Origin of the sequence: Boudabousia liubingyangii (assembly GCF_001907245.1) — a bacterium.
Lineage (GTDB): Bacteria > Actinomycetota > Actinomycetes > Actinomycetales > Actinomycetaceae > Boudabousia > Boudabousia liubingyangii.
The window spans coordinates 138,121-163,346 of the sequence record NZ_MQSU01000003.1; the positions used below are offsets into that span (position 1 = coordinate 138,121).

The window sequence follows — 25,226 nt, forward strand, 5'->3', positions numbered from 1 at the left end:
GTCATCCCGGCTGCAAATTAGTGTCCTATCAGGCATAATGTGTGATACAACTCAACATAGCTTTGAGAGGAAGAAAATCATGAACCATGAAGATTTTCAGCCGCGTCGACCAGCGATGCTCGACCCGGAAGTTGCCGAACAAATTCCCGGTGACGAAGACCCTGCCATCACCACCAGTGCGGCTACCACCTCGGCCCATGCCCTACTGGGGGAAAGCGATGAAGAGTTCACCGCGGAACAAGTACAACAACTTGCCCATGTAATCCAAACCGAGGGCGTCGATACCGTATCAGCCCTCTGGGCGCGTTCCAGCGCCGGCAGCCTAGCCGGACAACTATGGCGTCTTTACCTGCTCAAGCAGTGGTACGACCGTGAACCAGAGACGATTTATGCACGCTACCACGACGGGCAAAAGAGCCTTTCTGAGTACCTAGCTAAAACTGGACGTCACCTACCGGGCCTAGAAACCACCATGCAGCGCATTGGTGACCTCATGGCCGGCAAAGGTACCTCCAATCTGGCCGCCCTATTAGCTGCTGCCGGTACCCTCATGCGGGTTCTAGCAGCCGGCGTTTGCTGCGGTCCAGAATGGATCACCGACGACCACGACGAACTAGCCGACCAGGTAACCACCCGAGCCGGAGCCCTAATCAAAACCAGTGACGAACTCCTAGCCGGAGCTCGTAAAGCCGCCAGCCCAGAAGGATTAGTATGAGCAACCAAGAACCAGAAGAGATCTTCTCTTCAGCCCGACCAGAAGACTTCCATCACGTCAAGAAAAGCCTGCTGGCCGGGCTAGTTCTTGGTGGCCAAGAAAAAGCCCAGGCTGAGTCTGAAGCAGAAGCGGAAAACAACGCACCCAACGAAAAAGCCAAAACCTCAGACAAGCAAAAAGACGACGCGAAAGACCAAGCGGACCACAAGTCCGACAGTGCCCACAAAGCCGAAAAGTCTGACCAAGAAGAAGGCGAAGTCGAATACTCAAACAGCCAATTCGACCTCGACAATGATGACGCCGACGAATTCGACGACAATACCCTCTTCTTTGAAGAACTACCCACGCCCATTTCTGAACCCCTCAGTGAAGGCGTCGAACTAGGCCTAGACAAGCCGCTGCCCGCCGGCCGCTTTGCCGACCGAGAACTATCCTGGATGGCCTTCAACGAACGCGTCCTAGAGCAGGCCGAAGACGAACGCCTACCCCTGCTAGAACGCGCCTGGTTCCTAGCGATCTTCTCCTCCAACCTAGACGAGTTCATGATGGTCCGCGCCGCCGGCCTCAAACGCCGCATCGCCGCCGGAATCGCCAAACCCGCCGCCTCGGGCCTCTCACCCCAGCAGGTTATTGACGGCATCCGCACGCGCACCCGCCAACTAACCCGCCGCCAAGCGGACTTCTTCCAAGACACCATCAAACCCGCCCTCGAGGACGCCGGGGTGCGCCTACGCCGCTGGAAGCAGCTAGATGAGGAAACCAAACAAACCCTAGGGGACTACTTCCGCTCCGAGCTATTCCCCATCCTCACCCCGCTAGCGGTCGACCCCTCACACCCCTTCCCCTACATTTCGGGCCTGTCCCTGAACATCGCCGTCGTGGCCCGCAACGTTATCAGCGACAAGGAATACTTCGCCCGCGTGAAGGTACCCGACTCCCTACCGCGCTTCGTCTGCGTAGAAACCCTAGGCACCGAAATCAAGCCTGCCCGCTTCGTGGAAGACCGTGGCGGCGCCACCTTCGTGCCCCTAGAGGAAATCATCTGCGCCCACCTAGACGAACTCTTCCCGGGGATGGAAATCAAGGAACACCACCTATTCCGCCTCACCCGTAACGAAGACGTCGAGGTCGAAGAAGACGACGCCGAAAACCTCCTCACCGCGATGGAAGCTGAACTGCTACGCCGCAAGTTCGGCCCCGCCGTCCGCCTCGAGGTGGCTGCTGACGTCTCCAGCTGGGTCCTAGACTTCCTGGTCCGCAAACTCGAAATCACCCACGCGGACGTCTACCTCCTACCCGAGCCCCTAGACCTCACCTGCCTAAACGAGCTCCACGACCTAGAACTGCCGCACCTGAAGTACCCCAACTTCGTGCCCGTCACCGCCCGGGGCCTCTCAAAGGTGGAAAGCTCCACTCCCGCAGATATCTTCGCGTCCATGCGTGACCACGATATTCTGCTGCACCACCCCTACGATTCCTTCGCGACCTCCGTCCAACACTTCATTGCGACCGCCGCGAAAGACCCCCAGGTGCAGGCCATCAAGCAGACTCTGTACCGTACCAGTTCCGATTCGCCCATCGTTTCTTCCCTGATTGCCGCCGCCCAGGCCGGCAAACAGGTGGTCGCGATCGTTGAGATTAAAGCCCGCTTTGACGAGGACGCCAACATCTCCTGGGCCCGTAAGCTAGAACGAGCCGGCGTACACGTCGTCTACGGCATGATCGGGCTTAAGACTCACTGCAAGCTCTCCCTAGTTGTTCGCGCCGAGGGGGACGGGTTACGTCGGTACTGCCACGTTGGTACCGGTAACTATCACCCGAAGACCGCTCGTGGTTACGAAGACCTAGGTCTCCTAACCTGCGACGAAACCGTAGCTGAAGACCTAACCCGCCTATTTAACCTCATGAGCGGCTACGCGCCTCTAGCTACTTTCGATCGACTCCTAGTGGCTCCGCGCTCCATCCGTGACGGACTCATTGAACGAATCGAACGGGAGGTAGAGCACTTCCAAGCTGGTCGTCCTGCCCGCATCTGCATTAAGGTCAACTCCATTGTGGACGAGCGCGTCATCGACGCCCTCTACCGAGCCAGCCAAGCCGGCGTGAAGGTAGACCTAGTAGTCCGTGGCATCTGCGCGATTCGTTCCGGCGTACCCGGACTATCCGAAAATATTAAGGTGCGTTCCATCCTCGGCCGCTACCTAGAGCACTCCCGCGTCTACGCCTTCGAAAACGGGGGAGACAAGGAAGTCTGGATTGGTTCGGCTGACCTCATGCACCGTAACCTCGACCGCCGTATCGAAGCCCTAGTCAAGATCAAGCAACCCGAACACGTGGAAACCCTCTACCGGATGGTCCGTGAAGAAGCCGCCGGGAAGACCTCCTCGTGGCGCCTGCGGAAGAACGGCACCTGGGAGCGTCGGACCCATAAGAAGTCTGGGGAAGAGCTAGTCGACTACCAAGAGAAACTCATGGCAGAGACCTCTGCCCGGGTAAAGGGACGCGGCTAAAAACGCGACCACACAGGGATCCTAAAGGCACTAAAAGGTAGCTGGGTCTGACCGGGTGACGTAACTAAATCCATATCCCTAATCCACCCGCAGGATTTCAAAGAAAAAGAATCCTGCGTGGGTTAAGGAAACGTTTGCCGGGTAGACCCAAGGCCCTGTAGGCACCATAATAAAAACATGTCACCAACGCCTGCTCCACGACCCAGCCGGATTATTCGCGCCGGCGGTGCGCTAGTCTGGCGACCCCTAAATGAGGGCGGTGGCAAAGGCTCTGACCAAGCGAATCAGCCACTCAGTGAAAACCAGATCGAAGTCCTCATCGTGCACCGACCGCGCTATGATGACTGGTCCTGGCCCAAGGGGAAATCAGAACCCGGCGAGCATATTCTTTCCGCCGCTGTGCGTGAAGTTGAGGAAGAAACCGGTCTGCCCATCCGTTTGGAATGCCCGTTGTTAACTCAGCGTTACCGACTTGGATCCGGCCAAACCAAAGAGGTCTACTACTGGATTGGTCGTGCCGAGGTAGCCCCGGGGGCCCTCTTAACCCGCCCGCCAGTAGCCCGTGCCTCCAGTCGTGAAATTGACGAGGTTCGCTGGGTCAAAGCTACGCGCGCCCGCAAACTACTTACCCGCCGCGGTGACCGCCGGCTACTAGATGACCTGATCAGTAAACTGCACAATCAACAGTTGGAAACCCGCACTGTGATCCTGACCAGGCACGGCAAAGCCCAGAGTCGGGACCGCTGGGACGGACCCGATCATGAACGCCCCCTGAACCGAGTTGGGGCCACCCAGTCGCTAGACCTAGTCGAACTATTTAGTTCATACGGGATCAACCAGTTGGCCTCTAGCCCCTACCGTCGCTGCCTGACAACCCTAGCTCCCTACCAGGGGCTAGCGGAGCTGGCGATCGAAGAACTGCCCCAACTGGGCGAGGATGAGGCCGCCGAAAACCCCGCCCAGGTCAGCGCTACCCTGAGCCAACTGATCGCCAAACCAGGTGAGCCCACGGTGGTCTGTTTCCACCGTCCCACCCAAAAAGACCTAGTCGCGGCCCTGGAAGAAGCAGCCGATACGCCGACTCGTCGAACCCTTAAAAACCAAGCCGAAGAACTAAAAACGGCAGAGATGCTGGTGGCCCATATCGCCTACCCGAACGGGAAGCCGCAGGTTATTTCCGTGGAAAAACACCGCCCTCGGAAACTTGTTTAAACCGTTAACCAACTGTTAACCCAAGCATGGGCAAGCTGTAACTCACGGCCCCTACGCTATGCACTAGTCGGGTTCTGTCCCGCCCAGTCCAGTAGGACTCGGGGAAATCCCCCAATGAAGTACTACACCATAGCGAACAAAGGAAAACCGTGAAAAACCTCAAGCACACCCGCCGCATTGCTGGCGCCGCTATCATCGCCCTCTCAATGACTCTAGCCGCCTGTGGTTCTGACAACCCGACCGGCACTGAGTCCGGCAACAAGTCTGCTGAAGGCGGCTCCTCTGCTCCTGCTGAACTATCCGGCACCCTAGCCGGCGCAGGCGCTTCCAGCCAGAAGGCCGCTATCGCCGCTTGGAAGGCCGGCTTCGAACAGGAACAAAAGGGCGCTAAGGTCGAATACGACCCGGTAGGCTCCGGCTCCGGTGTAAAGAAGTTCCTAGCCAAGGAAGTTAGCTTCGCTGGTTCTGACGAAGTCCTAAAGGAAAAGGACCAGGCTGCTGCTGAAGAACGCTGTGGCAGCCCCGCCCTACACATCCCGGTTTACATTTCCCCGATCGCCGTGGTCTTCAACCTAGATGGCGTCGAAAAGCTAAACCTATCCGCTCCCGTGATTGCCAAGATCTTCGCTGGCAAGATCACCAAGTGGAACGACCCGGCCATTGCCGCTGAAAACGCTGGCGTTGCCCTACCTGACCTAGACATCACCCCGGTTCACCGCGCTGACGGCTCCGGCACCACCTACAACTTCACCCAGTGGATGCACGCTGCTGCTCCCGAAGACTGGACCAACGAAGCCAACAAGAAGTGGCCGCTAGAAGGCACCAACGGTGAAAAGACCCAGGGTGTGGTTGACCTAGTCAAGAACGGTAAGGGCTCCATCGGCTACGTTGACGACTCTGCCGCTGGCACCCTAGGCATTGTCCAGGTTAAGGGCAGTGGCGACCAGTACGTTGCTCCCAACGCTGAAGGCGCCGCCAAGACCCTTGACGAGTCTGAACTAGCTGGCAAGTCTGACCTAGACCTAGCCTTCAAGATCAACCGTACCCCCAAGGCTGCTGACGCTTACCCGCTGATCCTAGTCTCCTACGATGTGGTTTGCTCCACCTACCCGGATGACAACACCGCCAAGCTAGTGAAGGCCTTCGTTTCCTACGAAACCTCAGAAGCCGGTCAGAACGCTGCCGCCCAGGCCGCCAAGTCCGCGCCTCTATCAGCCAACCTACGTGAAAAGATCGCCAAGTCCCTCGATAGCATCAAGGTGAAATAGTAGTGAGTGGATTCGCCCAACAGGCAACCCAAAAGACGGGGCGGTTCGGCAATAACTTCTTCCGCCGAACCGCCACCGGCGCCGCCTGGATCATCTTTGCGACCCTAGCGGCAGTCGCGGCCTTCTTGATCATCCAAGCTTGGCCCGTACTAACCAACTTCAGCCTGACCTTCGACGCCAAAGGCTACCCCAATGGGGCCAGCCTCTTCCAGATTGCCGGACCGCTAATCTTCGGTACGGTACTAGCGGCTACCATCGCCATGATCATCGCCGTCCCCATCTCCATCGGGATCGCCCTGTTCATCAGCCACTACGTACCGCGCAAGGTTGGCTCCCTGTTGGGATATCTGGTTGACCTGTTGGCAGCGATTCCCTCAGTCGTCTTCGGTCTATGGGGCGGCAAATGGCTGATCCCCAAACTCGTCCCCGTTTACGACGTCATCTCCCAGTACCTAGGATGGATCCCGCTCTTCGCTGGACCGCCCTCACCGAACGGTCGCGTGCTACTGTCAGCTTCACTAATCCTGGCCATCATGATCCTGCCGATCATCACCGCCATTAGCCGGGAAGTGTTCCTACAGACCCCGCGCCTCCACGAGGAAGCAGCACTAGCGCTAGGTACTACCCGCTGGGAAATGATCCGCATGGCGGTACTTCCCTTCGGTCGTTCCGGAATCATCTCCGCTTCGATGCTGGGCCTAGGTCGCGCCCTCGGTGAAACGATGGCCGTAGTAATGGTGCTATCCGCAGGTAACACCTACTCCTGGCACATCCTCCAAGACGCCAAGCACTCCACCATCGCAGCTAACATTGCTTCCCAGTTCGGTGAAGCCTTCGGAAACGAACGTTCACTGTTGATTGCCACCGGCCTAATCCTCTTCGTGATCACCATGGTGGTTAACTTCGGAGCTCGTGCCCTGATTGCCCGCCGCGCCGAATTCTCAGGAGCTAACTAATGGCACAGACAAAAACCAAGCCCAACCCCTTCGCCCCTGCCGACCCCGGCCTTGAGCGAAGCCGGGCACGCAAAAACTGGTTCGCCGGTGCCCTAGTAACCATCGCCTTCGCCCTAGCCATGATTCCGCTAGTGTCCCTACTGGGATCAGCGATCGGCTACGGCGCCAAGATGCTCACCCCCAGCTTCCTGAGCTACTCCATGAACGGCGTCTTCGGCCAGTCACCCCAGGGCGGTGCCTACCACGCCATCATCGGCACCCTGCTAGTCACCCTAGGTGCAACCCTCATCTCCGTCCCCATTGGCCTATTCACCGCCATCTACCTGACTGAGTACGGTTTCCAAGGACGCCTAGCCCGCTTCACCCGCTTCCTAGTGGACGTGATGACCGGTATCCCCTCAATCGTTGCTGGTCTTTTCGCTCTGGCCTTCTTCACCATCATCATGGGCCCGGCCTACATCTCCGGGTTCCGTGGTTCGGTAGCACTCTCAATCCTGATGATCCCCACCGTGGTTCGCTCCAGTGAAGAAATGCTCCGCCTAGTCCCCAACGAACTACGTGAAGCCTCATACGCCCTCGGCGTGCCCAAGTGGTTGACCATCGTCAAGGTAGTACTACGCACCAGTGCTGCCGGCCTAACCACCTCGGTAATGCTAGCCATTGCCCGCGTCATCGGTGAAACTGCGCCGCTACTAGTAACCGTCGGCGCCACGGACCGCATCAACTTCAACCTCTTTGATGAGCGCATGTCCACCCTGCCAGTCTTCGTCTACCAGGAATACACTTCCGTAGACCTAGGGTGTGCCGCGGACGCCGTAAACTGTTCCCCCACAATCCACGTTGATCGCGCTTGGGGAGCGGCACTAGCCCTTATCATTATTGTTATGGTCCTAAACCTACTAGCTCGTGGAATCGCCTGGAAGCTTGCCCCCAAGGGTAAGAACTAAGCGGAAAAGAAATAAACCAAACCGGCCCAGCCAACCTGATTGAAGGAAATCACAGATGAGCCCCCTAATCGAAGTTGTTAACGAAAATATTTACTACGGTAACTTCCTCGCCGTAAAAGACGTTAACATGGAAATCGAAGAACACACCATCACCGCCCTCATTGGGCCCTCTGGCTGTGGCAAATCCACCTTCCTGCGTACCCTAAACCGGATGCACGAAGTCATCCCCGGCGCTCGCGTCGAAGGTGAAGTAAAAGTAGAAGGCGTAAACCTCTACGGAGCTGGCGTCGACCCCGTCCAGGTTCGACGCAAGATCGGTATGGTTTTCCAGCGCCCCAACCCGTTCCCCACCATGTCCATCGCTGAAAACGTGCTAGCCGGGATCAAGCTCAACCGCCGTCGGATCAGCAAGAGCGAACAGGACGAAATCGTCGAAAAGGCCCTACGTGGCGCCAACCTCTGGAACGAAGTTAAGGACCGGCTAGAAAAGCCCGGTAGCGCCCTGTCTGGTGGTCAGCAGCAGCGTCTGTGCATCGCCCGTACCATTGCGGTGAAGCCCGACATCATTCTGATGGACGAACCCTGTAGTGCGCTGGACCCGATCTCCACCCTGGCCGTGGAAGACCTAATGCAGGAACTTAAGAGCGAATACACCATCGTAATCGTGACCCACAATATGCAGCAGGCCGCCCGTGTCTCTGACCGTACCGGTTTCTTCAACCTTGAAGCTCAGGGCAAGCCCGGTCAGCTGGTAGAAATCGACGACACTTCAGTGATCTTCGAGAACCCTAGCCAGAAGGCTACCGAAGACTACATCTCTGGTCGTTTCGGCTAAACCGAATCAACTATGCAGAGCGGCGTTTTGGATTCCCAAACGCCGCTCTTCTGCTGTGAAATAGAGTGCGCAAAAAGAGGGAAAAAACACGTCATTCGACAATGTGCCACTCTATGAACTAGACTAGCTAAGCGCCCCCGTGTAGGAGGGTTCATGGAGAAGATCCGGCAAGCTAAAAAGTCGGTGAGCAAACTGTTTGAACCTCGATCCCACGTGGGTTTTTCTTTGATATGAACCTACGAAGCGCTAAGAGTTAAAACTCTAGGGGCGGAAAATAACAGTATCGAGGAAACCGGGGAGGGTACATGCCAGGTCGCCAGACAAGCCACAAGAAGCACTGGTCGATTGCCAATAATGAAAAGCAAGCGCGGCTAGTAGCTTCCCTCAGTATCCTGATGCTTTGCGCAGTCTGGGGCTCCACCTTCCCTATGGCCAAAGGCCTGATGGAACGTATTCCCGGCATGGACTACCTGTCTTGGCGTTTTAACTTGGCCTTCGTGCTGGGTCTGCTGCTGTTCTTCCCCCGCATTAAGCGAATGACCGGTCGTGAATGGTTCTACGGTCTAGCTTTGGGCACCATCTACGCTGCCGGCCAGCTGTTCAATACCATCGGCCTACTCTATATTCAGGCCTCGGTTTCCAGCTTCATCACCGTCATGTACATCGTTTTCACACCGCTTTTGGTGTGGCTACTATTCCGTGTCCGTGTTGCCTTCGCCGACTGGATTGCCGTGGTACTAGCGATTACCGGCCTGGCCTTCCTGTCCCTATCCGGTGGTCAAATCAACTTCGGTATCGGTGAAGGATTGACCCTTTTGGGGGCGCTAGCTTACGCGCTTCACATTGTGATGATGGGCCGCTGGGCACCCCGTGGTGACGTGATCGGAATGTCCGTGGTCCAGATGGGCATGATGGGACTAATCTTCACTACCATCACCATTCCCGACGGAATCGTCGTACCCACCGAAACTTGGGACTGGGTGGCACTGTTCTTCATGGCTGCCATTGCCGGCCTAGGTGCCATGGTGGTACAGGGTTGGGCACAGACCATTATTTCTGCCACCACGGTGGCGCTCATGTTCTCTATGGAACCGGTTTTCGCTTCCCTGTTTGCGATCCTCTTCTGGGGTGAACCGCTCACCAGCTCCCTCATCTGGGGTGGCCTGTTGATTATCCTGGCGATGCAGGTTTCCGCCCTTGGACCGCGCTTTACCGAACGTAACGAAGCTTTGGTTGAGGAAGAAACCATCCTGCCGGAAACCTCTGCTGGTTTGTCGCAGGCCTTCGAAGATATCGTTACCGGTGGTCTGCCGGGTGCGATTTTGGAGGGCGAGGACCTACTTGATCCCGAGGGTGTGGCCAGCGAAGGCCTACACCGCTCCTTTGAAGGTGGCCCGACTGAGGGTCGTTCCTGAGCCTGGATTCTTAGGCTTGCTTGCGCCTAGCGTAGCGTAATTTGTGGCCTGCTAGCCGCTAGCTAGCGGGTTTATTTTTCCGAGGTCGCAGCCGGCTTATTTTTCTGAGGTTGCAGCCGGCTTAGATAGCGATTCCAACAGGTTTGGAAGCCAAACCTTGATTAGTTCCGCCAGTTTTTCCTCACTAAAGTCCTCCCCGGGATTCACCATTTCGTGGCGCTTTAGGGTGCGTTCCACTAGGGCGATCACGAACTCACCAATCTGGGCTTCCGCGATGACGGGGACGCGGCCGATTGAGTTGAGTGAATCGGCGACGAACTTGCCAACCTTGGCAGCAAAGCGATCAGATAGGGGAGCGGTCATGCGTCCCAATTCGGGGGAGCGTAGGGCACTCATAGCTACCTGCTGTTGCAGCAGAATGTAGTTCCGGTCCACGGGTAGTGAATGAAGTAGGTTGGAGACGATTTCCTGGTAGTTTTCAGGCCGAGCTTCTTTTAGGATCTCTTGCCAGTGATCATCCAGGTAGGCAAATAGTCGGGCGTATTCAGCTTCAATGACGTGCATCAGCAGGTCATTCTTATCGGTGAAGTTAGAGTACAGGGCGCCCCGAGTGAAGCCCGCGGCCTCGCAGATTTCTTCCAAGCTGGTAGCGCTTACGCCCTGCGTGGCGAAGAGCTGGCCAGCGGCATCGATTAACTTAGCGCGGGTAGCTAGACGTTTCCTAGAGAGTTTGGGCTCCTGGGGCTTTTCTGCCTCCATATCCGGTTTAGCGGTGCCCTTGGAACGTCCCGCCGCGGGTAGGCGCACCTCTTTTAAAGCACCCTTAATGGTGTCTTTAAGGTCACTACCCTTTAGTTTCGCTGTCAATTTGATGCTCCTTATGGAAATGTTTGTTCTAGAGCGCATTCTAGTACGAAAGTGAGGAAAATGCATACATTGTTGTATGCGATACATCTTTGTATATTTTATTGGACTTTTTAGATACAGGGGTGTATATTTTTGAGTAACCGACAAAACTTCGTGTTTATTTAAGAAGGAATCATGCCAAAACGTTTAACCGGAAGTAAAGTTGCGAACGCTATCATTGTGTTCGCCATTTTTATTGTTCCGTTTATGTACGCAGGTCTCTTGACCTACGCTTACCAAGACCCGATGAACCGCATCGATAAAATCCATGCGGCCGTCGTTAACCTAGACTCTCCGGCAGTTAAAACCCTGCCCATGGGAGACGACCAAAAGATTGAAATCGGTAACGAACTAACCGAGCGTCTCACCCACCCGAAGGATGGGGAAGACGTTGGCTTTACCTGGACTGAAGCCACCGAAGCTGAAGCAACCCAGGGTCTAGCCGACGGTAAATACCGTGCTATCTTGACGATCCCCGCCGGAACTTCAGAGATCCTAACCAAGCAGGGGACCGAGGATGCCCAAAGCGTCACCCTGGACCTTAAGACCGATGACGGCATCAACTACCTAGCGGGCACCATGGCCCGAACCGTAGCTGAAACCCTCCAGAATGAAGTCTCTTCCCAGGGATCCAGTCGTATTATCGACCAGATGTACATGAGCTTCGGAACCGTTAAGGAAAAGCTAGGAGAAGCTGCTGACGGTGCCGGAGAACTAAACGACGGCCTCGGCAAACTAGAAGACGGTACCAACAAACTAAAGGATGGTACCGAAAAACTAGCCGACGGAACCGGCGAATTTAAAGTCAAGCTATCCGAACTAGCTAACGGTGCCACCCAGGTTAACCAGGGTGTCGGAACCCTAGCGGAAAAGACCGGAGAACTGGCCTCGGGCGCCCAGAAACTAGCTAATGGTGCTAGTGAGGGTGCACAGGGCGCTAACAAACTAGCTTCTGGAGCGCAGGAGTTTGAAGGCAAGCTAAACCAGCTTTCGGAAGGTGCTAACCAGGTTAACCAGGGTGTCGGAACCCTAGCGGAAAAGACCGGCGAACTAGCCCAGGGCGCCCAAAAGCTATCCCAGGGTGCTGCTCAAGGTGCGGAAGGCGCCAAACAACTAGCTTCTGGAGCGCAGGAGTTTGAAGGCAAGCTAAACCAGCTTTCGGAAGGTGCTAACCAGGTTAACCAGGGCGTCAATACCCTAGCGGAAAAGACCGGCGAACTAGCCCAAGGTGCCCAGAAACTAGCAGCCGGTGCGGCTGAAGGTGCTCAGGGTGCCAACAAGTTGGCTTCCGGCACTGAAGAGTTCCAAGCCAAACTAAAGGAGTTGGCTGATGGTGCTAACCAGGTTAACCAGGGCGTTAACACCCTGGCGGAAAAGTCTGGCGAATTAGCCGCTGGTACCCAGAAACTATCTGAAGGCGCTCACGCTGCGGTCGAAGGCGCACAGAAACTAGCTGAAGGCACTAAGGGCGCAGAAGAAGGTTCTGCCAAACTAGCCAACGGCATTAACGAATACACCGCTCAGATCGATCAGATGCTAGCCAAGCTCACCTCTGACGAAACCACCGCGAAGCTAAACCAGCTACTGGAAGGCAGCCAGAAACTAGCTCAGGGTTCCGCCCAGCTAGCTGCCGGAATCGGTGCTGATGCTTCAGCAATGCCGGCCAACCCGGCTGACCCCCAGACTCTAGCTGAAGGTATCAACGCGCTATCCGCGGGTGCTCAGCAGCTACACCAGGGCACTACCCAGCTAAACCAGGGTGTTGCCCAGGCTGGTGAACAGCTCGGTGCCATGCTTCCGGCCATGGGTGAACTAACCAAGTTGCCCGGTGCAGTTGATCAGCTACAGGGTGGCTCCGCCAAACTCAATGATGGCGTCAAGCAGTACACCGAAGGTGTCGACAAGCTAGCCGCTAGCTGTAAGCTGCTAGGCGGCAGCCCGCTGATCTGTGAAAACCTAAATAAACTACAGGCCAACTCTGATGCCCTGCGTAACGGCAGTGCTCAGGTTGCCGGTGGTATGAGCCAGCTACAGCAGGCTACTCAGCCCCTCGCGGATCCGGCTTTGGGTCAGCGACTACAGGCTGCTCAGCAGCAGCTACCCAAGCTAGTCGAGGGCGCTAAGCAGGTTGACCAGGGAGCCGCTCAGCTTGCCGGTGGCCTAGAAAAGGTCCAGGGCAAGATGCCCGCCCTCGTCGAAGGCGCAAAGGCTGTCTCTCAGGGTTCCAACCAGCTAGCTGAAGGCCTCAAGCAGGGCCTAGGCGAACTACCTCAGCTAAAGGAAAAGGCCGGGGTGGCACAGCAGGCTTCCGCTCAGCTGCGCGCTGGTGCTAAGGAACTCAACCAGGGTCTAGGCCAGCTAGCTGCTGGCTCCAACGAGCTAGCTTCCAAGCTTGGTCAGCTCGGCGATGGCGCACAGGCCGCCTCTGAGGGTGCCGGTAAGCTAGCCGAGGGCGCCAAGCAGGCCGCCGGTGGCACCACTCAGGTTGCTGATGGTGCTGGTAAGGCTGCGGCTGCTTCTGGTCAGCTAGCTGAGGGTGCTACTGCGCTTGATCGTGGTATTAACCAGTTGGCTCAGGGTGCTCAGACTGCTGCTTCTGGTGCTGGCCAGTTGGCGGAAGGTGCTCAGAAGGCTGCTGGTGGTACTGCTCAGGTTGCTGATGGTGCTGGTAAGGCTGCGGCTGCTTCTGGTCAGCTAGCTGAGGGTGCTACTGCGCTTGATCGTGGTATTAACCAGTTGGCTCAGGGTGCTCAGACTGCTGCTTCTGGTGCTGGCCAGTTGGCCGAAGGCGCTCAGAAGGCTGCCGATGGTACCAATAAGCTAGCCGAGGGTGCAGACAAGGCTGCTGACGCTTCCGGTCAGCTAGCTGAAGGCGCCTCCGAACTGAACTCCGGCGCTGGGGAACTAGCCGATGGCGCTCAGAAGGCCGCTGATGGTTCAGGCGAACTAAGCTCTGAACTACAGAAGGGCGCGGATAAGATTCCTAGCTGGTCTGATAGCAAGGTCAGCTCCATGTCTGATGCCGCCGCTAAGCCGATCATTGTGGACCCGATCCGTGAAAACGCGGTTGCCACTAACGGTTCTGGCTTCGCCCCGATGTTCTTGGCCCTGGCGCTGTGGGTTGGTGCAATCGCTACCTTCCTGATCTTCCCGGCCCTTGATGTCCGTCGCTTCAAGGATGAGCGCTGGTGGTTGGCAGCAACTCGCTGCATGACTACCGCCACCCTCATGGCAGTTGGACAGGCAATTATCGCAGTCGCCGGCTTGCAACTGTTCGTCAAGCTAGGGGCAAAGGATCTGGGTTACCTGTTCCTGATTGCGATTATCGCCTCCCTGACCTACACCGCTCTGAACCAGTTCTTCATCGCGGCACTGGCCTTCCGTGGTCGCTTCGTGTCCGTGTTGATGCTGATCCTTCAGATCGCGGCGATGGGTGCAACCTTCCCGATCGAGACCACCAGCTCCTTCCTGGTGTTCCTCAACAAGATCTTCCCAATGACCTACGTGGCGAACTCGATTCGCACCGGAATTGCTGGGGCTGGCTATGGAATTGGCATGACATTGCTAGTCTGCGGAATTTGGGCAGTCATCGGTGTGGGTGGCACATTGATTGCGGCACGCGTCCGGCGTGACCCGGTTCCTCTGCCGGTTGACCCGGCACAAAGGCCCGCCTAAAGGCCTAGGCTTTTGAGATAGGAAAATCTCTAATGGGGGAAAACCCTGGTCAATGGTGGCCAGTGTTTTCCCCCATTGGTTTTGAGCGGTAAAATAAAGTCGTCTACGACACCTAGAAATGAAAGAGGTTGAAATGACCTACACTTTGGTGCTTCTCCGCCACGGAGAATCCGAATGGAATGCCAAGAACCTGTTCACCGGCTGGGTGGATGTCCCGCTTTCCGAAAAGGGACGTTCCGAAGCTGCTAAGGGTGGCCAGCTACTAAAGGAAGCCGGCGTGCTTCCCGACAAGCTCTACACCTCCATGCTTCGTCGCGCGATCATGACCGCTAACCTAGCTCTGGATGCGGCTGACCGTCACTGGATTCCGGTGGAGCGTAACTGGCGCCTAAACGAACGTCACTACGGCGCTCTACAGGGCAAGAACAAGAAGGAAATCCGCGACGAATACGGCGAGGAAAAGTTCATGGAATGGCGTCGTTCCTACGACGTTCCGCCGCCCGCCATCGAGGCCGGCTCGGAGTTCTCCCAGGATAGCGATCCCCGCTACGCTGGCGAACCGATTCCTGCTACCGAATGCTTGAAGGACGTCCTAGAGCGTCTACTACCCTTCTGGAACGAAACCATCGTTCCCGATATCAAGTCCGGCAAGACTATCATGATTGCCGCCCACGGTAACTCCCTGCGCGCGATCGTGAAGCACCTAGATGACATCTCTGACGATGACATCGCTGGTCTAAACATCCCCACCGGTATTCCGTTGGTTTACGAATTGGATGAAGACCTCAAGCCCGTCACCAAGGGTGGTCGCTACCTAGACCCGGCAGCTGCTGAAGCAGCCATCAAGGCTGTAGCTTCCCAGGGTAAGTGAGCAAAGCTTCCCTCCTGCTAAAGCAGCTTAGCTGCGCATAGTAGACAAAGGGAAAACCCCCGCCTTTCCAGGAGCTGGAGGGCGGGGGTTTTCTTTGGTTAGCTTCTTCGATAATCGCGCACTGTAAACGAGGAAACTAACGGGGGCAAGTCACTGATACTTCAATCCCAAAAACTCAAGGAAAAACCAAAGAATCAGTGGGGGACGTATTCGCCGCGAATCATGAAAATGATTCGGCTGGCAGCCTTGGAAGCGTGGTCGCCCGTACGCTCCAGGAAGCGAGACAGCAGCGTGCCGTTGATGATCTGATCGCGGGTTAGTTCAACCTCCGGGTCACGGATCAAACGGCGAGCCTTACGGTGTAGTTCGTCAATCTCATCATCGGTATCGATGATCTTCTGGGCTAGTTCGGCGTCCGAGCTCTTGATGACGGTGCCCAGGTCTAGGGTCATGTCCAGAGTCCGCTTAGCCATCTGGATTAGGATTTCCTGGATCTGCGACGGGGTGGCCGGCTCGGGGTAAGCAGCGCGTGCTACCTGAGCAACGTGCATGGCCATATCGCCCATACGCTCTAGGTTCTGAGCTAGACGCATGGTGCCGGTAATCAAGCGCAGGTCGGTGGCTACCGGAGCCTGGAGGGCTAGCAGGTGCATGGTGGCACCCTCAATGTCCATGGCTAGATCGTCGATTCGGTCATCAGCGTCGATGGTTTCTTCTGCTAGCTCTAGATCCTGTTCTGCCAGGGCTAGTCGCGCACGGTCTAGGGCTTTAGCAACCAGCTTAGCTAGGCTTTCAAGATCATTGCCCAAGTGGCTAAGTTCTTGACGGTAGATTTCACGCATGGTGTTCCTTCAAAAATTGGTGAGGGCAAAATAAGCCCAAGGTTTTTGTCTTGTAAAGAGTTTCCCAGATAAAAGTGAACGTGCCTTGCCCAAAAGGTGAACGGCTGGTTAACAGTTTGTCGCAAAATTATTTAAATCCTCTGCTGTGGGTGCTTTCAGGCGGACTTTCCTTTAGTGTTTAATCTGTGGAGAGTGAAGTTGTTATTGGCGCGATTGCGGCCCTACTGGGGCTGATTGTCGGCGCTGGTGGGGTTTGGGCGGCCTGGATTTCTGAAAAAGCCCGCCATGAATCGCCCCCCAAAGACCCGGATCAGAAACCACGCGTCGAACCGAATGTACTGTTCTTATTGGCGGCCTTGCCCTATGTTTCAGTAATTTTGGACGAGGATGACCGGCTCGTTTATGCGGATGCGGCAGCTTTTGCGCAGGGCATCATCGTTGATGAGCACATTGCCAATCGCGAGCTTGCCGAAATCGTCGAGGAAGTCCGTGCAGAAGGGCATGTGATTGAGCGGGATTTAGAGTTCTATCCCGGTCGCGGAAAACGCACTAAGACCCGGAAACTGCTGGTCCGCGTGGCCGCTTTGGGCTCCCAGAAGATCCTAATTTTGGCCGAGGATTCGGCCGCTTCCCGTCGTCTAGAAAAGACCCGTCAAGACTTTACCGCCAACGTTTCCCACGAACTTAAAACTCCAGTGGGGGCTATTAGCCTGCTTTCGGAAACGATTGCGGACCACGCGGATAACCCCGAGGTGGTTTCCAAATTTGCCCTTAAACTCAATGCTGAAGCCCATCGCCTTTCGGTATTGATCGGGGACATTATTGAGCTGACCCGTTTACAGGCCCCGGATGCTCTAGCTAAGCCCCAGCTTTTAAATCTGAACGAGCTGGCTGCGGAAGTGGTGCAGTCAGAGGAGTGGTCCGCAAACCAGTCAGAAACCCAGTTACTGTTCCAGCCGGCCCAGTCCGAAGTGAGAATCTGGGGTGACCGGCACATGCTTAAAACGGCTTTGCGTAACCTGATCGAAAATGCGATTCGCTATTCGCCCCCTCGGACTAGTGTGGGCATTAAGGTGAATCTGGTTGATGGTCGTGCTCAAGTGGCAGTGGTTGATCAGGGGATTGGAATTCCGAAGGACGAACAGGAACGAATCTTTGAGCGTTTCTATCGCGTTGATGCCGGAAGATCCAGAGCCGCTGGCGGAACTGGCTTAGGATTGTCTATTGTTAAGCATGTGGTACAGAATCATGGCGGTTCTGTAAAGCTCTGGTCCAACCCCGAACAAGGGTCAACATTTACTATAATTTTACCTGAAGCGGAAGTTGGATCCGGTTCTGATCTGAAACAGGGAAGATATTTTGAATACGATACTGGTCGTTGATGACGAAGATACCTACCGGGAAACCCTTGAATTTTCCTTAAGAGGCGATGGGTTCAAGGTTTATTCTGCTGCGACCGGAGAAAAGGCTCTGGAAATCTTTGAGCGGCAAAATATTGACCTGATTCTATTGGACCTAATGCTGCCCGGGATTTCAGGGACCGAAGTTTGCCAGAAACTGCGCGCCAAATCGGACGTTCCCATCATTATGGTCACGGCCAAAGATGAGGTCGTAGACCGGATCGTAGGCTTGGAGCTGGGTGCTGATGACTATCTGCCAAAGCCCTATTCGTATCGTGAACTGCTAGCTCGGGTGCGAGCGGTATTGCGTCGTCACCAGGGGAGTAGTGACTCGGGTCAGGTCCTGCAGGTTGGTAATTTGAGTCTAGATCCTGAGCGTCATGAGGTACAGCTGGATGGACAGAGTTTGCAGTTGCCCTTGCGTGAGTTTGAGCTTTTGGCCTATCTGATGGCGCACCCAGGTCGCGTCTTAACCCGCTACCAGATTATTGATCGGGTCTGGGGGCCGGGCTATGTAGGGGATCCCAAAACCCTTGATGTACACATCAAGAGACTGCGTTCAAGGATCGAAGCTGACCCGGCCAATCCCAGCAGAATTGTGACGGTTCGTGGTCTGGGTTATAAACTTGAGAGTGAAGCTGAATCCTAAATCGACTTTATTATGATTTTAATAAAGTGCTAGAATAGGTATTGCTTAACTAACTAAAGGAGCTCCTCATGGCGTTTAAGGTTGGCGAGACGGTCGTTTACCCGCACCACGGTGCGGCCGTAATTGAGGAAATCAAAGAACGAATTGTTCGCGGTGAGTTACGCACTTATTTGTCCTTGCGGGTAACCCAGGGGGATCTTCGTATTCAAGTTCCAGCCAAAAATGTAGAAATGGTTGGCATGCGGGATGTCATTGATGAAGGGGGCCTCGAAGAAGTGGTCTCAGTTCTAATGGCGGAAAATCCTGAAGAGCCCTCTAATTGGTCGCGTCGTTACAAGGCTAACGTGGAAAAGATCGCTAGTGGTGACACCCTAGCGGTTGCTGAAGTCGTTCGTGATTTGACTCGACGTGAACGTGAACGTGGTCTTTCTGCCGGGGAAAAGCGCATGTTATTGCGGGCCCGGCAGATTTTAGTATCCGAACTTGCACTAGCACGCAGCATTAATGAAGAACAGGCTCAAACTCGCCTAGACATGGTGCTGGCCAAAGCTTTTGGTGATGATGTGCCCGAGGGTGAACTACCCGGCGGCCCGATCCCTGGGATTAACGCTACAGTCGCTGACTGATTGGACCTAGCAACGTGAGGATGACCAGAGAGGTCTGGGTGATTGTCACCGCGGCCGGAAGTGGAAGCCGACTAGGCGCAGAGGTGCCTAAAGCTCTTGTACCCCTGGGTGGGCATCCGGCATTAACCCGAGTACTGATTAACCTGTCTCAGGTAGAAGATGTCACTGGTGTAATCGTTACCCATCCAGAGTCGCAGCGGGAACTCTTTGCCCAAGCGGTACCGGCCCAGTTGCCCTACGCAATTCATTTGGTCCCCGGTGGGGTATCCCGTCAGGCTTCCGTCTACGCCGCCTTGGAATTACTTTCCGAAATCAGCCCCCAGTCGCTGGTGCTGGTTCACGATGCGGCCCGCGCATTGACACCGCCGTCCGTTTTTGAGCGCGTTATTGAAGGATTGGTCGAGGGCGCGGTGGCCCTGGTTCCCGCCCTTCCCGTTAAGGACACGATCAAGCAGATTCGTCCTGACGCAGCAATAGAAGACTTCCCATTAGTTTTGGGATCCCCGAATCGAGATGCCTTACGAGCGGCTCAAACCCCGCAGGGTTTCGATTTCGAACGACTTTGGGCTGTGCATCAAAAAGCCCGCGACCTTTCCGCTGACGAAGCGAAGGCTGCGCCTGATGATGCGGCCCTCATGGAAGCTTTCGACTATCCGGTTCGGATTGTAGCCGGTGACGAATTAGCCTTGAAGATTACCACCATGGTTGACCTGAAGCTGGCGGAAATCCTAGCTGAAGAACAGCCGATTAATACCCCACAGCTGCCTTTCGGGCAGAGAGGAGACCTCCGTGAGTAAGACCCCAGAAGCGACCCCCGCCCCTGAGGCATCCGGTTTTGTACCGGCGGAAGCAATTCTAAGTGAAAACGTTAACGACACGAATAATTCCCAGCGTGACCCGCGTGATAAGGTCTTTCGTTGGCCCGTCATTGCCTGGGCCATGTGGGACTTGGGCTCTGCCGCCTTCAATGCGGTGGTCACTACCTTCGTTTTCTCTGTCTTCCTGACGGCAGACGGTAACTTCACCGACAAGCACACCGCGTCCTCCAAACTCTCTATTGGTTTGACGATCGCCGGTATCTTTATTGCGCTTTTGGCCCCGATCACCGGTCAGCGAGCCGACCGTCGCGGCAAGGGCACCCTACTTTTGGGCCTCAATACTTTCGCGGTGGTGGCCTGCATGGTGGGTATGTTCTGGGTTTACCCCGAATCCTCACTGGGTAAGATGAACGCCCTGTACCTAGGTATTTTCTTGCTTGGTTTAGGAAACGTTTTCTTCGAGTTCGCCTCAGTTAACTACAACGCCATGCTGGGGCGCATCTCCACCTCAAAGAATATGGGTACCATCTCTGGCATTGGCTGGGGTTCGGGCTATATGGGCGGCATTGTCCTACTGGGACTACTGCTATTCATGTTCCTAGGTTCTGAACCGCACGCTTTCGGTGTTACCAGCACGAACTCCATGACTATCCGTGCTTCGATTTTGGTTTCCGCTATCTGGTTTGGTTTGTCTGCGTTGCCGGTTCTCTTCACGATTCGAGGCCGCAAGTACGAATCTGCCGAGGCTGACGAATCCCACCACGAAAGCATTATCGATTCCTACAAGATGCTTTGGAAGACCGTTAAGGACCTGTACCATGCAGCCCCGCAGACCGTCCTCTTCTTGGCTTCCTCAGCACTATTCCGCGACGGCCTAGCTGGCGTCTTCATCTACGGTGCAATCATTGCCAGTACCGTTTTCGGCTTCGAAAACTCTGACATTATGATCTTCGCGATCGCCGCAAACGTTATCGCTGGTGTCGCTACCTACGCCTTCGGCTTCATCGAAGACCGAATTGGTCCCAAGCGCGTAATCTTGATCGCTCTAGGTTCGATGATCTTCTGTGGCCTAGTGGTCTTCTTCCTGCACAGCCGTGGCCCGATCATCTTCTGGACCTTCGGTCTAGCGTTGACCGCCTTCGTAGGCCCGGCCCAATCGGCCTCCCGCTCCTTCCTGGGACGCATGATCCCTGAGGGTCGAGAGGGTGAAGTCTTCGGTCTTTACGCCACCACCGGTCGTGCCGTTTCCTTCCTAGCCCCGGCCATGTACGCGGTCTTCCTGAGCCTAGGTAGCCTGTTCACCGGTCAGCAAGACGGCAGTGAATACTGGGGCATCTTGGGCATTATCTTGATCCTACTAGCCGGTCTAGCACTGCTGATTCCGGTCAAGCCTGAGCGTGCACACCTGAACCACCAAGCATAGCTTTAAGCTCACACAGCAATAGTTGCGTGGCTACTTGAAGTGAGTTGGCAAACGGGTCTATGCTGTAATGCTTAATGAAGTTATTGTTTTTGGAAGGACAATCCTTGAAACGTTCTTTTTCGGTAGTGTTTAGCGTCAGCGCGCTCGCTTTAATGTCGCTGGCCGGCTGTTCTGAAGATGCCACCTTGCCACCTATGCCTAACAAACAGGCAAGTACTGCTAGCACCCCGGCACCTACCCAAGCCACCCCAGAAACTGAGGGGGCGACCTCGGAAAACCCGAAGTCCACGCCGGCTACTCCCGAAAAGCCCAAGGCCACCGTCGAACCGTCCACGTCCAGTGCGGAAAATCCGACTGCGCCTTCCAATCAGGCTCCAGCTGCCCCAACCGTGTCTGACCCGGCTACCTCGGCCCCGCAAGCACCGGCCGCTAACCCGCCTGGCTTCAACTCGCCCGATGGGGGTCCCGACTGTGAAAAAGTCAAGTGCGTAGCCTTTACCTTTGATGACGGCCCGGGAGAATACACCGAAGCAACCCTAAAGGCTTTGAAGGAAGCGGGCATTAAAGCTACCTTCTTCCAGATGGGTCGAAATGTTGCCGCCCATCCTGAACTCACCAAAAAGGTCGTGGCTGAAGGACATGCGCTTGGTGGTCACTCTTGGAACCACCCGCAGCTAACCAAGCTCAACGATAAGCAGGCCAGCTGGCAGATTACCGCCACCAATGACGCGATTAAAGCTGCCTTGGGGCATGGTTCGAATATGATGCGCCCGCCGTATGGTGCCTTCAATCACCGGATCCGTACCCTGATGAAGAACCTCAACCAGGCCTCGATTCTGTGGAGTGTTGACTCCCTGGACTGGAAGTACCTAGATGCGGATAAGAGTATCGAGTACATTCATCAGCAGCTAGGCCCTGGCGGCATCATTCTGATGCACGATATTCACCCGGTTGCCGCTAAGGTGATCCCTGTGATTGTCAAGGAATATCAGGCTAAGGGCTACCACTTTGTGACCATCCCGCAGCTGTTTAAGAGCAAGGGGCTCAAGCCGGGATTCTCTTACTTCAAGCTTGAAGAAATCCGAGGTTTGCCGCAGTGAGTCTAGCTTCCCAACCGTTACTGATCATCGCGGGAGCCGGTTTAATCGGCTCTGCCTTAGCCGACCATGCCGAAGCGCAAGGATGGCAGGTACGAATCCTGCGCCGCAGCGATCAACCGGATGGGAACATCACTAAGGATCAGCATGGTCGCCAGACGGCCACTTGGAACCCCAGTGCTGGCCAGATTGACCTGTCGGTAATCGCTGGCGCACAAGCGATCGCCTGTTTTAATGGGGCGGCCATCGCTCCCCAGCCTTGGACTGCAAGCCGGAAAGAACTGCTGGCAACCTCGCGCCTAGCCTCCACCAAAGTACTGGCAAAGGCCATTGCGGCCCTGCCGGAATCGCAACGACCCGAGGTTTTCCTTTCTGGATCGGCGATCGGCTATTACGGTAGTCAAGGGGATCGGCTTTTAGGTGAGGATGCGGTGCCCGGTTTTGGTTTCCTAGCGCAACTTTGTGAGCGTTGGGAAGCGGCAGCAGAACCTGCGCAGGCTGCAGGAGTGCGCGTGGTAAATCCTAGGACCGGTTTGGTGATTTCTAATCGTGGCGGGATTGGCCAGATGCTTGATCAGCTCTACCGGCATGCCTTGGGTGCCCGACTGGGTGATGGGCAGCAATGGCAGGTCTACATTTCCCTACGTGATGCGGTGGCTTCGATTTGGCATGTTCTGAATCGGGAGGATTTTGTGGGGCCCTTCAATATGGTTTGTCCTGAACCTATTCGTAATGCGAACCTGCATCAGTTCTGCCGTGGTTTCTACTCCCTGCCTAATCCTTGGGTAGCGCCAAAGTTTGCTTTGAAACTATTGGGACAGATGGGGGAGGAACTACTTTTGGCTTCCCAGCGTGTGGTTCCCACAGCACTATTGGAATCCGGTTTCGAATTTCAAGATTTAACTGTGCCGCAGGCATGGGAGCACGAATTTGGCGAAAAATAACCGCTAAATCTGAACTCTGTAAACCGAAAAGTTTAGAAAACGCATCTGGTTTGAGCAGAATGGAAAGTAAAGCTATTAGTTTTGAGCAATAAGTGGTGTGTTTTATTGCACGACCGTTGGATTTGCTAAAACCCCTACTATCCAGTTAACTTAATTTCACTAGCCCATCTAGAGCAGCAGAGAGACTTGGCTCAATGAAGCTGCAGCAACCCCCGAACCCTCGGTGTGGGTGCTACCGCCAAGAACGATGGAGGTAAGAATGACCAACCAGCAATCACAGGAGCCTGCTAAGGGCGCCGCGATTGAACTACGCAACGTCACTAAGGTCTATAAAACCCAAAATAAGGGGACCGAAGTGCACGCTCTGCGTGGGGTAGACCTGACTGTCGGCCGTGGTGAAATCCACGGCATCGTCGGACAATCAGGTGCTGGTAAGTCCACCCTGATCCGTTGCCTAACCGGCCTCGAAGAACCCACTGATGGTGAAATCGAAGTCAACGGCAAGTCCATGATCGGACAGGGACAGAAAGATCTACGCCGTTCGCGCACCGGCATTGGCATGGTCTTCCAGCATGCCAACCTACTCGATTCTCGGACGGTTGCCGCTAACGTCGCGTACCCGTTAAAGCTAGCCAAACTACCGAAGGCTGAAATCAAGCGTCGCGTCGAAGACCTACTCGAAACTGTGGGCCTATCGGACCGCGCTACCTCGTACCCCTCGGAACTATCAGGCGGCCAGAAACAGCGCGTCGGTATTGCCCGCGCTCTAGCTGACTACCCGCCCGTGCTGCTCTGCGATGAGCCGACCTCGGCCCTAGACGGCGAAACCACCCGCCAGATCCTTGACCTACTATGCGAACTGCGCAGCAAGCTCAAGGTCACCATCGTGATCATTACCCACGAAATGTCTGTAGTGCGCGAAATCTGTGACAGTGTCAGCCTGCTAGATGCCGGCCGCATCATTCAAAGTGGACCGCTAGAGCAGGTCGCTGCGGACGTGCGCGGACAGCTAGCCAACGAACTAGTGCCCTTCCCGTCCCTAGAAGCTAAAGACCTGAACCTAGAACGCGACTCGCTTCTAGACCTACGTTTCACCTCCACCCCCGGTAACCCCACCGGTTCAAAGGTGCTGGGCCTAGCCTCCCAGCTGGGTGGCGACGTCGCGGCCGGACGATTTGAAACCATCGGCACCACCCAGCTAGGCCGCCTAGCTGTCACCGTGGAACGCGCAAAGGTAAAAGACGCCATTACTGCTTTTGAACAAGAAGGCATCGTGGCACAGGAGGTCTACCTCTAATGCTAAGCAACCTACTTCCGCTAGTGAACGACCCGAACCAGGGCCGCTGGCTCTACCACCCGGCCATCGTGAAGAACTTCTGGCCGGCCGTTTGGGAAACCCTAGAAATGACCTTTGTGTCCACTGCGCTTACCGTCCTGATCGGTTTGCCGCTGGGTTTGGCACTGGTGGCCACCTCGAAGGGGCACCTGTTCGCTTCTAAGACGGTAAACAATGTCTTGGCCGTGATTGTAAACATCGGCCGTTCCATTCCCTTCCTGATTCTGGCCGTGGCAGTCATGCCACTGACTAGGTTACTTTCCGGATCCACCATCGGCTGGAAAGCCACCGTCATCCCCTTGACGATCGCTGCCGTCCCCTATTTCGCGCGCCTAGTGGAAACCAACGTACTGGGTGTTGACCAAGGCAAAATTGAGGCCGCCCAAATGATGGGTGCCTCCCGAATGCGAATCCTGCTGGACGTCCTCGTCAGGGAAGCCGCCGGACCGCTAGTCCAGTCAATCACCGTGCTGACGGTGACGATCATCGGCTACGGTGCCATGGCGGGCGCGCTAGGCGCTGGTGGTTTAGGTCAGATGGCCATGAACTACGGCTACAACCGCTGGGAAACTGACGTCATGGTCGTAACCACGATCGCGATTGTCATCATCGTCCAAGGCGTCCAGATGATTGGCGACATGCTCAGCCGGCGTGTAGATCACCGCTAAGCCCGAATCTACCGCCGGAGTTAAACCAAAAACTTTAAACCCTGAGGCGACCTATACCTCAGACGGGCTCACACCACATCCGTCACCCATCAAAACAACCACTAACAACTAAA

Annotated in this window: 22 protein-coding genes and 1 riboswitch; of the genes, 19 read left to right on the forward strand and 3 right to left on the reverse strand. The window is 55.6% G+C overall.

Going from position 1 to position 25,226, the window contains the following annotated elements; all coding sequences use genetic code 11:
• The first annotated feature begins 79 nt into the window (after positions 1–79).
• The 8 genes from BSR28_RS05315 (at position 80) to BSR28_RS05350 (ending at position 9,858) form a co-directional block, all read left to right on the forward strand.
• A complete protein-coding gene (locus tag BSR28_RS05315; protein ID WP_073709590.1) occupies positions 80–715 on the forward strand; it encodes a hypothetical protein in 636 nt (211 codons plus the stop codon).
• Positions 712–3,225 carry an RNA degradosome polyphosphate kinase gene (locus BSR28_RS05320; RefSeq protein WP_083563096.1) on the forward strand — a complete coding sequence of 838 codons (2,514 nt, stop codon included), beginning with the start codon at positions 712–714 and terminating at the stop codon, positions 3,223–3,225. Before BSR28_RS05315 ends, BSR28_RS05320 begins: the two co-directional genes overlap by 4 nt.
• Before the next feature lie 177 nt (positions 3,226–3,402).
• Complete coding sequence (locus BSR28_RS05325; protein ID WP_083563098.1) at positions 3,403–4,437, forward strand: NUDIX hydrolase; 1,035 nt, start codon at positions 3,403–3,405, stop codon at positions 4,435–4,437.
• A 149-nt stretch (positions 4,438–4,586) separates the two neighbouring features.
• Entirely contained in the window at positions 4,587–5,705 is a 1,119-nt protein-coding gene (gene pstS, locus BSR28_RS05330; RefSeq protein ID WP_073709589.1) for a phosphate ABC transporter substrate-binding protein PstS, read from the forward strand.
• A 2-nt stretch (positions 5,706–5,707) separates the two neighbouring features.
• Positions 5,708–6,661 carry a phosphate ABC transporter permease subunit PstC gene (gene pstC, locus BSR28_RS05335; RefSeq protein ID WP_073709588.1) on the forward strand — a complete coding sequence of 318 codons (954 nt, stop codon included), beginning with the start codon at positions 5,708–5,710 and terminating at the stop codon, positions 6,659–6,661.
• Positions 6,661–7,608: a phosphate ABC transporter permease PstA gene (pstA, locus tag BSR28_RS05340; RefSeq protein ID WP_073709587.1), complete on the forward strand. Its 948-nt coding sequence runs from the start codon at positions 6,661–6,663 to the stop codon at positions 7,606–7,608. Before pstC ends, pstA begins: the two co-directional genes overlap by 1 nt.
• A 55-nt stretch (positions 7,609–7,663) precedes the next feature.
• Positions 7,664–8,443 carry a phosphate ABC transporter ATP-binding protein PstB gene (gene pstB, locus BSR28_RS05345; RefSeq protein WP_073709586.1) on the forward strand — a complete coding sequence of 260 codons (780 nt, stop codon included), beginning with the start codon at positions 7,664–7,666 and terminating at the stop codon, positions 8,441–8,443.
• 305 nt (positions 8,444–8,748) lie between these two features.
• A complete protein-coding gene (locus BSR28_RS05350) occupies positions 8,749–9,858 on the forward strand; it encodes a DMT family transporter (protein WP_073709585.1) in 1,110 nt (369 codons plus the stop codon).
• 96 nt (positions 9,859–9,954) lie between these two features.
• Here the strand turns inward: BSR28_RS05350 and BSR28_RS05355 are convergent, their stop codons facing one another.
• Positions 9,955–10,725: a TetR/AcrR family transcriptional regulator gene (locus tag BSR28_RS05355; protein WP_073709584.1), complete on the reverse strand. Its 771-nt coding sequence runs from the start codon at positions 10,723–10,725 to the stop codon at positions 9,955–9,957.
• A 174-nt stretch (positions 10,726–10,899) separates the two neighbouring features.
• Between BSR28_RS05355 and BSR28_RS05360 the strand changes: the two genes are divergently transcribed.
• Positions 10,900–14,439, forward strand: a complete 3,540-nt coding sequence (locus tag BSR28_RS05360) for a YhgE/Pip domain-containing protein (protein WP_073713558.1) — start codon at positions 10,900–10,902, stop codon at positions 14,437–14,439.
• A gap of 133 nt (positions 14,440–14,572) precedes the next feature.
• Positions 14,573–15,310, forward strand: coding sequence for a phosphoglyceromutase (locus BSR28_RS05365; protein WP_073709582.1), 738 nt, complete (start codon positions 14,573–14,575; stop codon positions 15,308–15,310).
• Positions 15,311–15,504: 194 nt separating this feature from the next.
• Here BSR28_RS05365 and phoU read toward each other — a convergent pair whose 3' ends face one another.
• Positions 15,505–16,152, reverse strand: coding sequence for a phosphate signaling complex protein PhoU (gene phoU / locus BSR28_RS05370; protein WP_073709581.1), 648 nt, complete (start codon positions 16,150–16,152; stop codon positions 15,505–15,507).
• A gap of 185 nt (positions 16,153–16,337) precedes the next feature.
• On the opposite strand from phoU, the gene BSR28_RS05375 reads away from it, so the two are divergent.
• The 5 genes from BSR28_RS05375 to BSR28_RS05395 all read left to right on the forward strand — a co-directional run bounded on the left by BSR28_RS05375 (position 16,338) and on the right by BSR28_RS05395 (position 21,068).
• Positions 16,338–17,534, forward strand: coding sequence for a sensor histidine kinase (locus BSR28_RS05375; RefSeq protein WP_083563102.1), 1,197 nt, complete (start codon positions 16,338–16,340; stop codon positions 17,532–17,534).
• The gene (locus tag BSR28_RS05380; RefSeq protein ID WP_073713559.1) at positions 17,512–18,201 is read left to right on the forward strand and encodes a response regulator transcription factor; all 690 of its coding nucleotides are present in this window, start codon (positions 17,512–17,514) and stop codon (positions 18,199–18,201) included. Before BSR28_RS05375 ends, BSR28_RS05380 begins: the two co-directional genes overlap by 23 nt.
• Before the next feature lie 68 nt (positions 18,202–18,269).
• The gene (locus BSR28_RS05385; protein WP_073709579.1) at positions 18,270–18,827 is read left to right on the forward strand and encodes a CarD family transcriptional regulator; all 558 of its coding nucleotides are present in this window, start codon (positions 18,270–18,272) and stop codon (positions 18,825–18,827) included.
• Positions 18,828–18,847: 20 nt separating this feature from the next.
• A complete protein-coding gene (gene ispD / locus BSR28_RS05390) occupies positions 18,848–19,624 on the forward strand; it encodes a 2-C-methyl-D-erythritol 4-phosphate cytidylyltransferase (RefSeq protein ID WP_073713560.1) in 777 nt (258 codons plus the stop codon).
• Between the two features lie 142 nt (positions 19,625–19,766).
• Entirely contained in the window at positions 19,767–21,068 is a 1,302-nt protein-coding gene (locus BSR28_RS05395; RefSeq protein ID WP_083563167.1) for an MFS transporter, read from the forward strand.
• On the opposite strand, the gene BSR28_RS09025 is transcribed toward BSR28_RS05395, so the two are convergent.
• Positions 21,031–21,252: a hypothetical protein gene (locus BSR28_RS09025; RefSeq protein WP_158020327.1), complete on the reverse strand. Its 222-nt coding sequence runs from the start codon at positions 21,250–21,252 to the stop codon at positions 21,031–21,033. The genes BSR28_RS05395 and BSR28_RS09025 overlap by 38 nt on opposite strands.
• Before the next feature lie 10 nt (positions 21,253–21,262).
• On the opposite strand from BSR28_RS09025, the gene BSR28_RS05400 reads away from it, so the two are divergent.
• The 4 genes from BSR28_RS05400 to BSR28_RS05415 all read left to right on the forward strand — a co-directional run bounded on the left by BSR28_RS05400 (position 21,263) and on the right by BSR28_RS05415 (position 25,113).
• Positions 21,263–22,168, forward strand: coding sequence for a polysaccharide deacetylase family protein (locus BSR28_RS05400; protein ID WP_158020328.1), 906 nt, complete (start codon positions 21,263–21,265; stop codon positions 22,166–22,168).
• Positions 22,165–23,109 carry a TIGR01777 family oxidoreductase gene (locus BSR28_RS05405; protein WP_073713561.1) on the forward strand — a complete coding sequence of 315 codons (945 nt, stop codon included), beginning with the start codon at positions 22,165–22,167 and terminating at the stop codon, positions 23,107–23,109. The genes BSR28_RS05400 and BSR28_RS05405 overlap by 4 nt, the downstream gene beginning before the upstream one ends.
• A gap of 161 nt (positions 23,110–23,270) precedes the next feature.
• Positions 23,271–23,363: riboswitch (SAM riboswitch) on the forward strand.
• Positions 23,364–23,368: 5 nt separating this feature from the next.
• The gene (locus tag BSR28_RS05410) at positions 23,369–24,406 is read left to right on the forward strand and encodes a methionine ABC transporter ATP-binding protein (RefSeq protein WP_073713562.1); all 1,038 of its coding nucleotides are present in this window, start codon (positions 23,369–23,371) and stop codon (positions 24,404–24,406) included.
• A complete protein-coding gene (locus BSR28_RS05415) occupies positions 24,406–25,113 on the forward strand; it encodes a methionine ABC transporter permease (RefSeq protein WP_073709574.1) in 708 nt (235 codons plus the stop codon). The genes BSR28_RS05410 and BSR28_RS05415 overlap by 1 nt, the downstream gene beginning before the upstream one ends.
• Positions 25,114–25,226: the final 113 nt, after the last annotated feature.

Bases quoted from the DNA above. Each gene is read 5' to 3' on its own strand.
- BSR28_RS05385 (WP_073709579.1), top strand. From the start codon at position 18,270: ATGGCGTTTAAGGTTGGCGAGACGGTCGTTTACCCGCACCACGGTGCG.
- ispD (WP_073713560.1), top strand. From the start codon at position 18,848: ATGACCAGAGAGGTCTGGGTGATTGTCACCGCGGCCGGAAGTGGAAGC.
- phoU (WP_073709581.1), bottom strand. From the start codon at position 16,152: ATGCGTGAAATCTACCGTCAAGAACTTAGCCACTTGGGCAATGATCTT.
- pstA (WP_073709587.1), top strand. From the start codon at position 6,661: ATGGCACAGACAAAAACCAAGCCCAACCCCTTCGCCCCTGCCGACCCC.
- BSR28_RS05415 (WP_073709574.1), top strand. From the start codon at position 24,406: ATGCTAAGCAACCTACTTCCGCTAGTGAACGACCCGAACCAGGGCCGC.
- BSR28_RS05350 (WP_073709585.1), top strand. From the start codon at position 8,749: ATGCCAGGTCGCCAGACAAGCCACAAGAAGCACTGGTCGATTGCCAAT.
- BSR28_RS05400 (WP_158020328.1), top strand. From the start codon at position 21,263: ATGCCTAACAAACAGGCAAGTACTGCTAGCACCCCGGCACCTACCCAA.
- BSR28_RS05360 (WP_073713558.1), top strand. From the start codon at position 10,900: ATGCCAAAACGTTTAACCGGAAGTAAAGTTGCGAACGCTATCATTGTG.
- BSR28_RS05320 (WP_083563096.1), top strand. From the start codon at position 712: ATGAGCAACCAAGAACCAGAAGAGATCTTCTCTTCAGCCCGACCAGAA.
- BSR28_RS05315 (WP_073709590.1), top strand. From the start codon at position 80: ATGAACCATGAAGATTTTCAGCCGCGTCGACCAGCGATGCTCGACCCG.
- BSR28_RS05325 (WP_083563098.1), top strand. From the start codon at position 3,403: ATGTCACCAACGCCTGCTCCACGACCCAGCCGGATTATTCGCGCCGGC.
- BSR28_RS05365 (WP_073709582.1), top strand. From the start codon at position 14,573: ATGACCTACACTTTGGTGCTTCTCCGCCACGGAGAATCCGAATGGAAT.
- pstB (WP_073709586.1), top strand. From the start codon at position 7,664: ATGAGCCCCCTAATCGAAGTTGTTAACGAAAATATTTACTACGGTAAC.
- BSR28_RS05410 (WP_073713562.1), top strand. From the start codon at position 23,369: ATGACCAACCAGCAATCACAGGAGCCTGCTAAGGGCGCCGCGATTGAA.
- BSR28_RS05395 (WP_083563167.1), top strand. From the start codon at position 19,767: ATGTGGGACTTGGGCTCTGCCGCCTTCAATGCGGTGGTCACTACCTTC.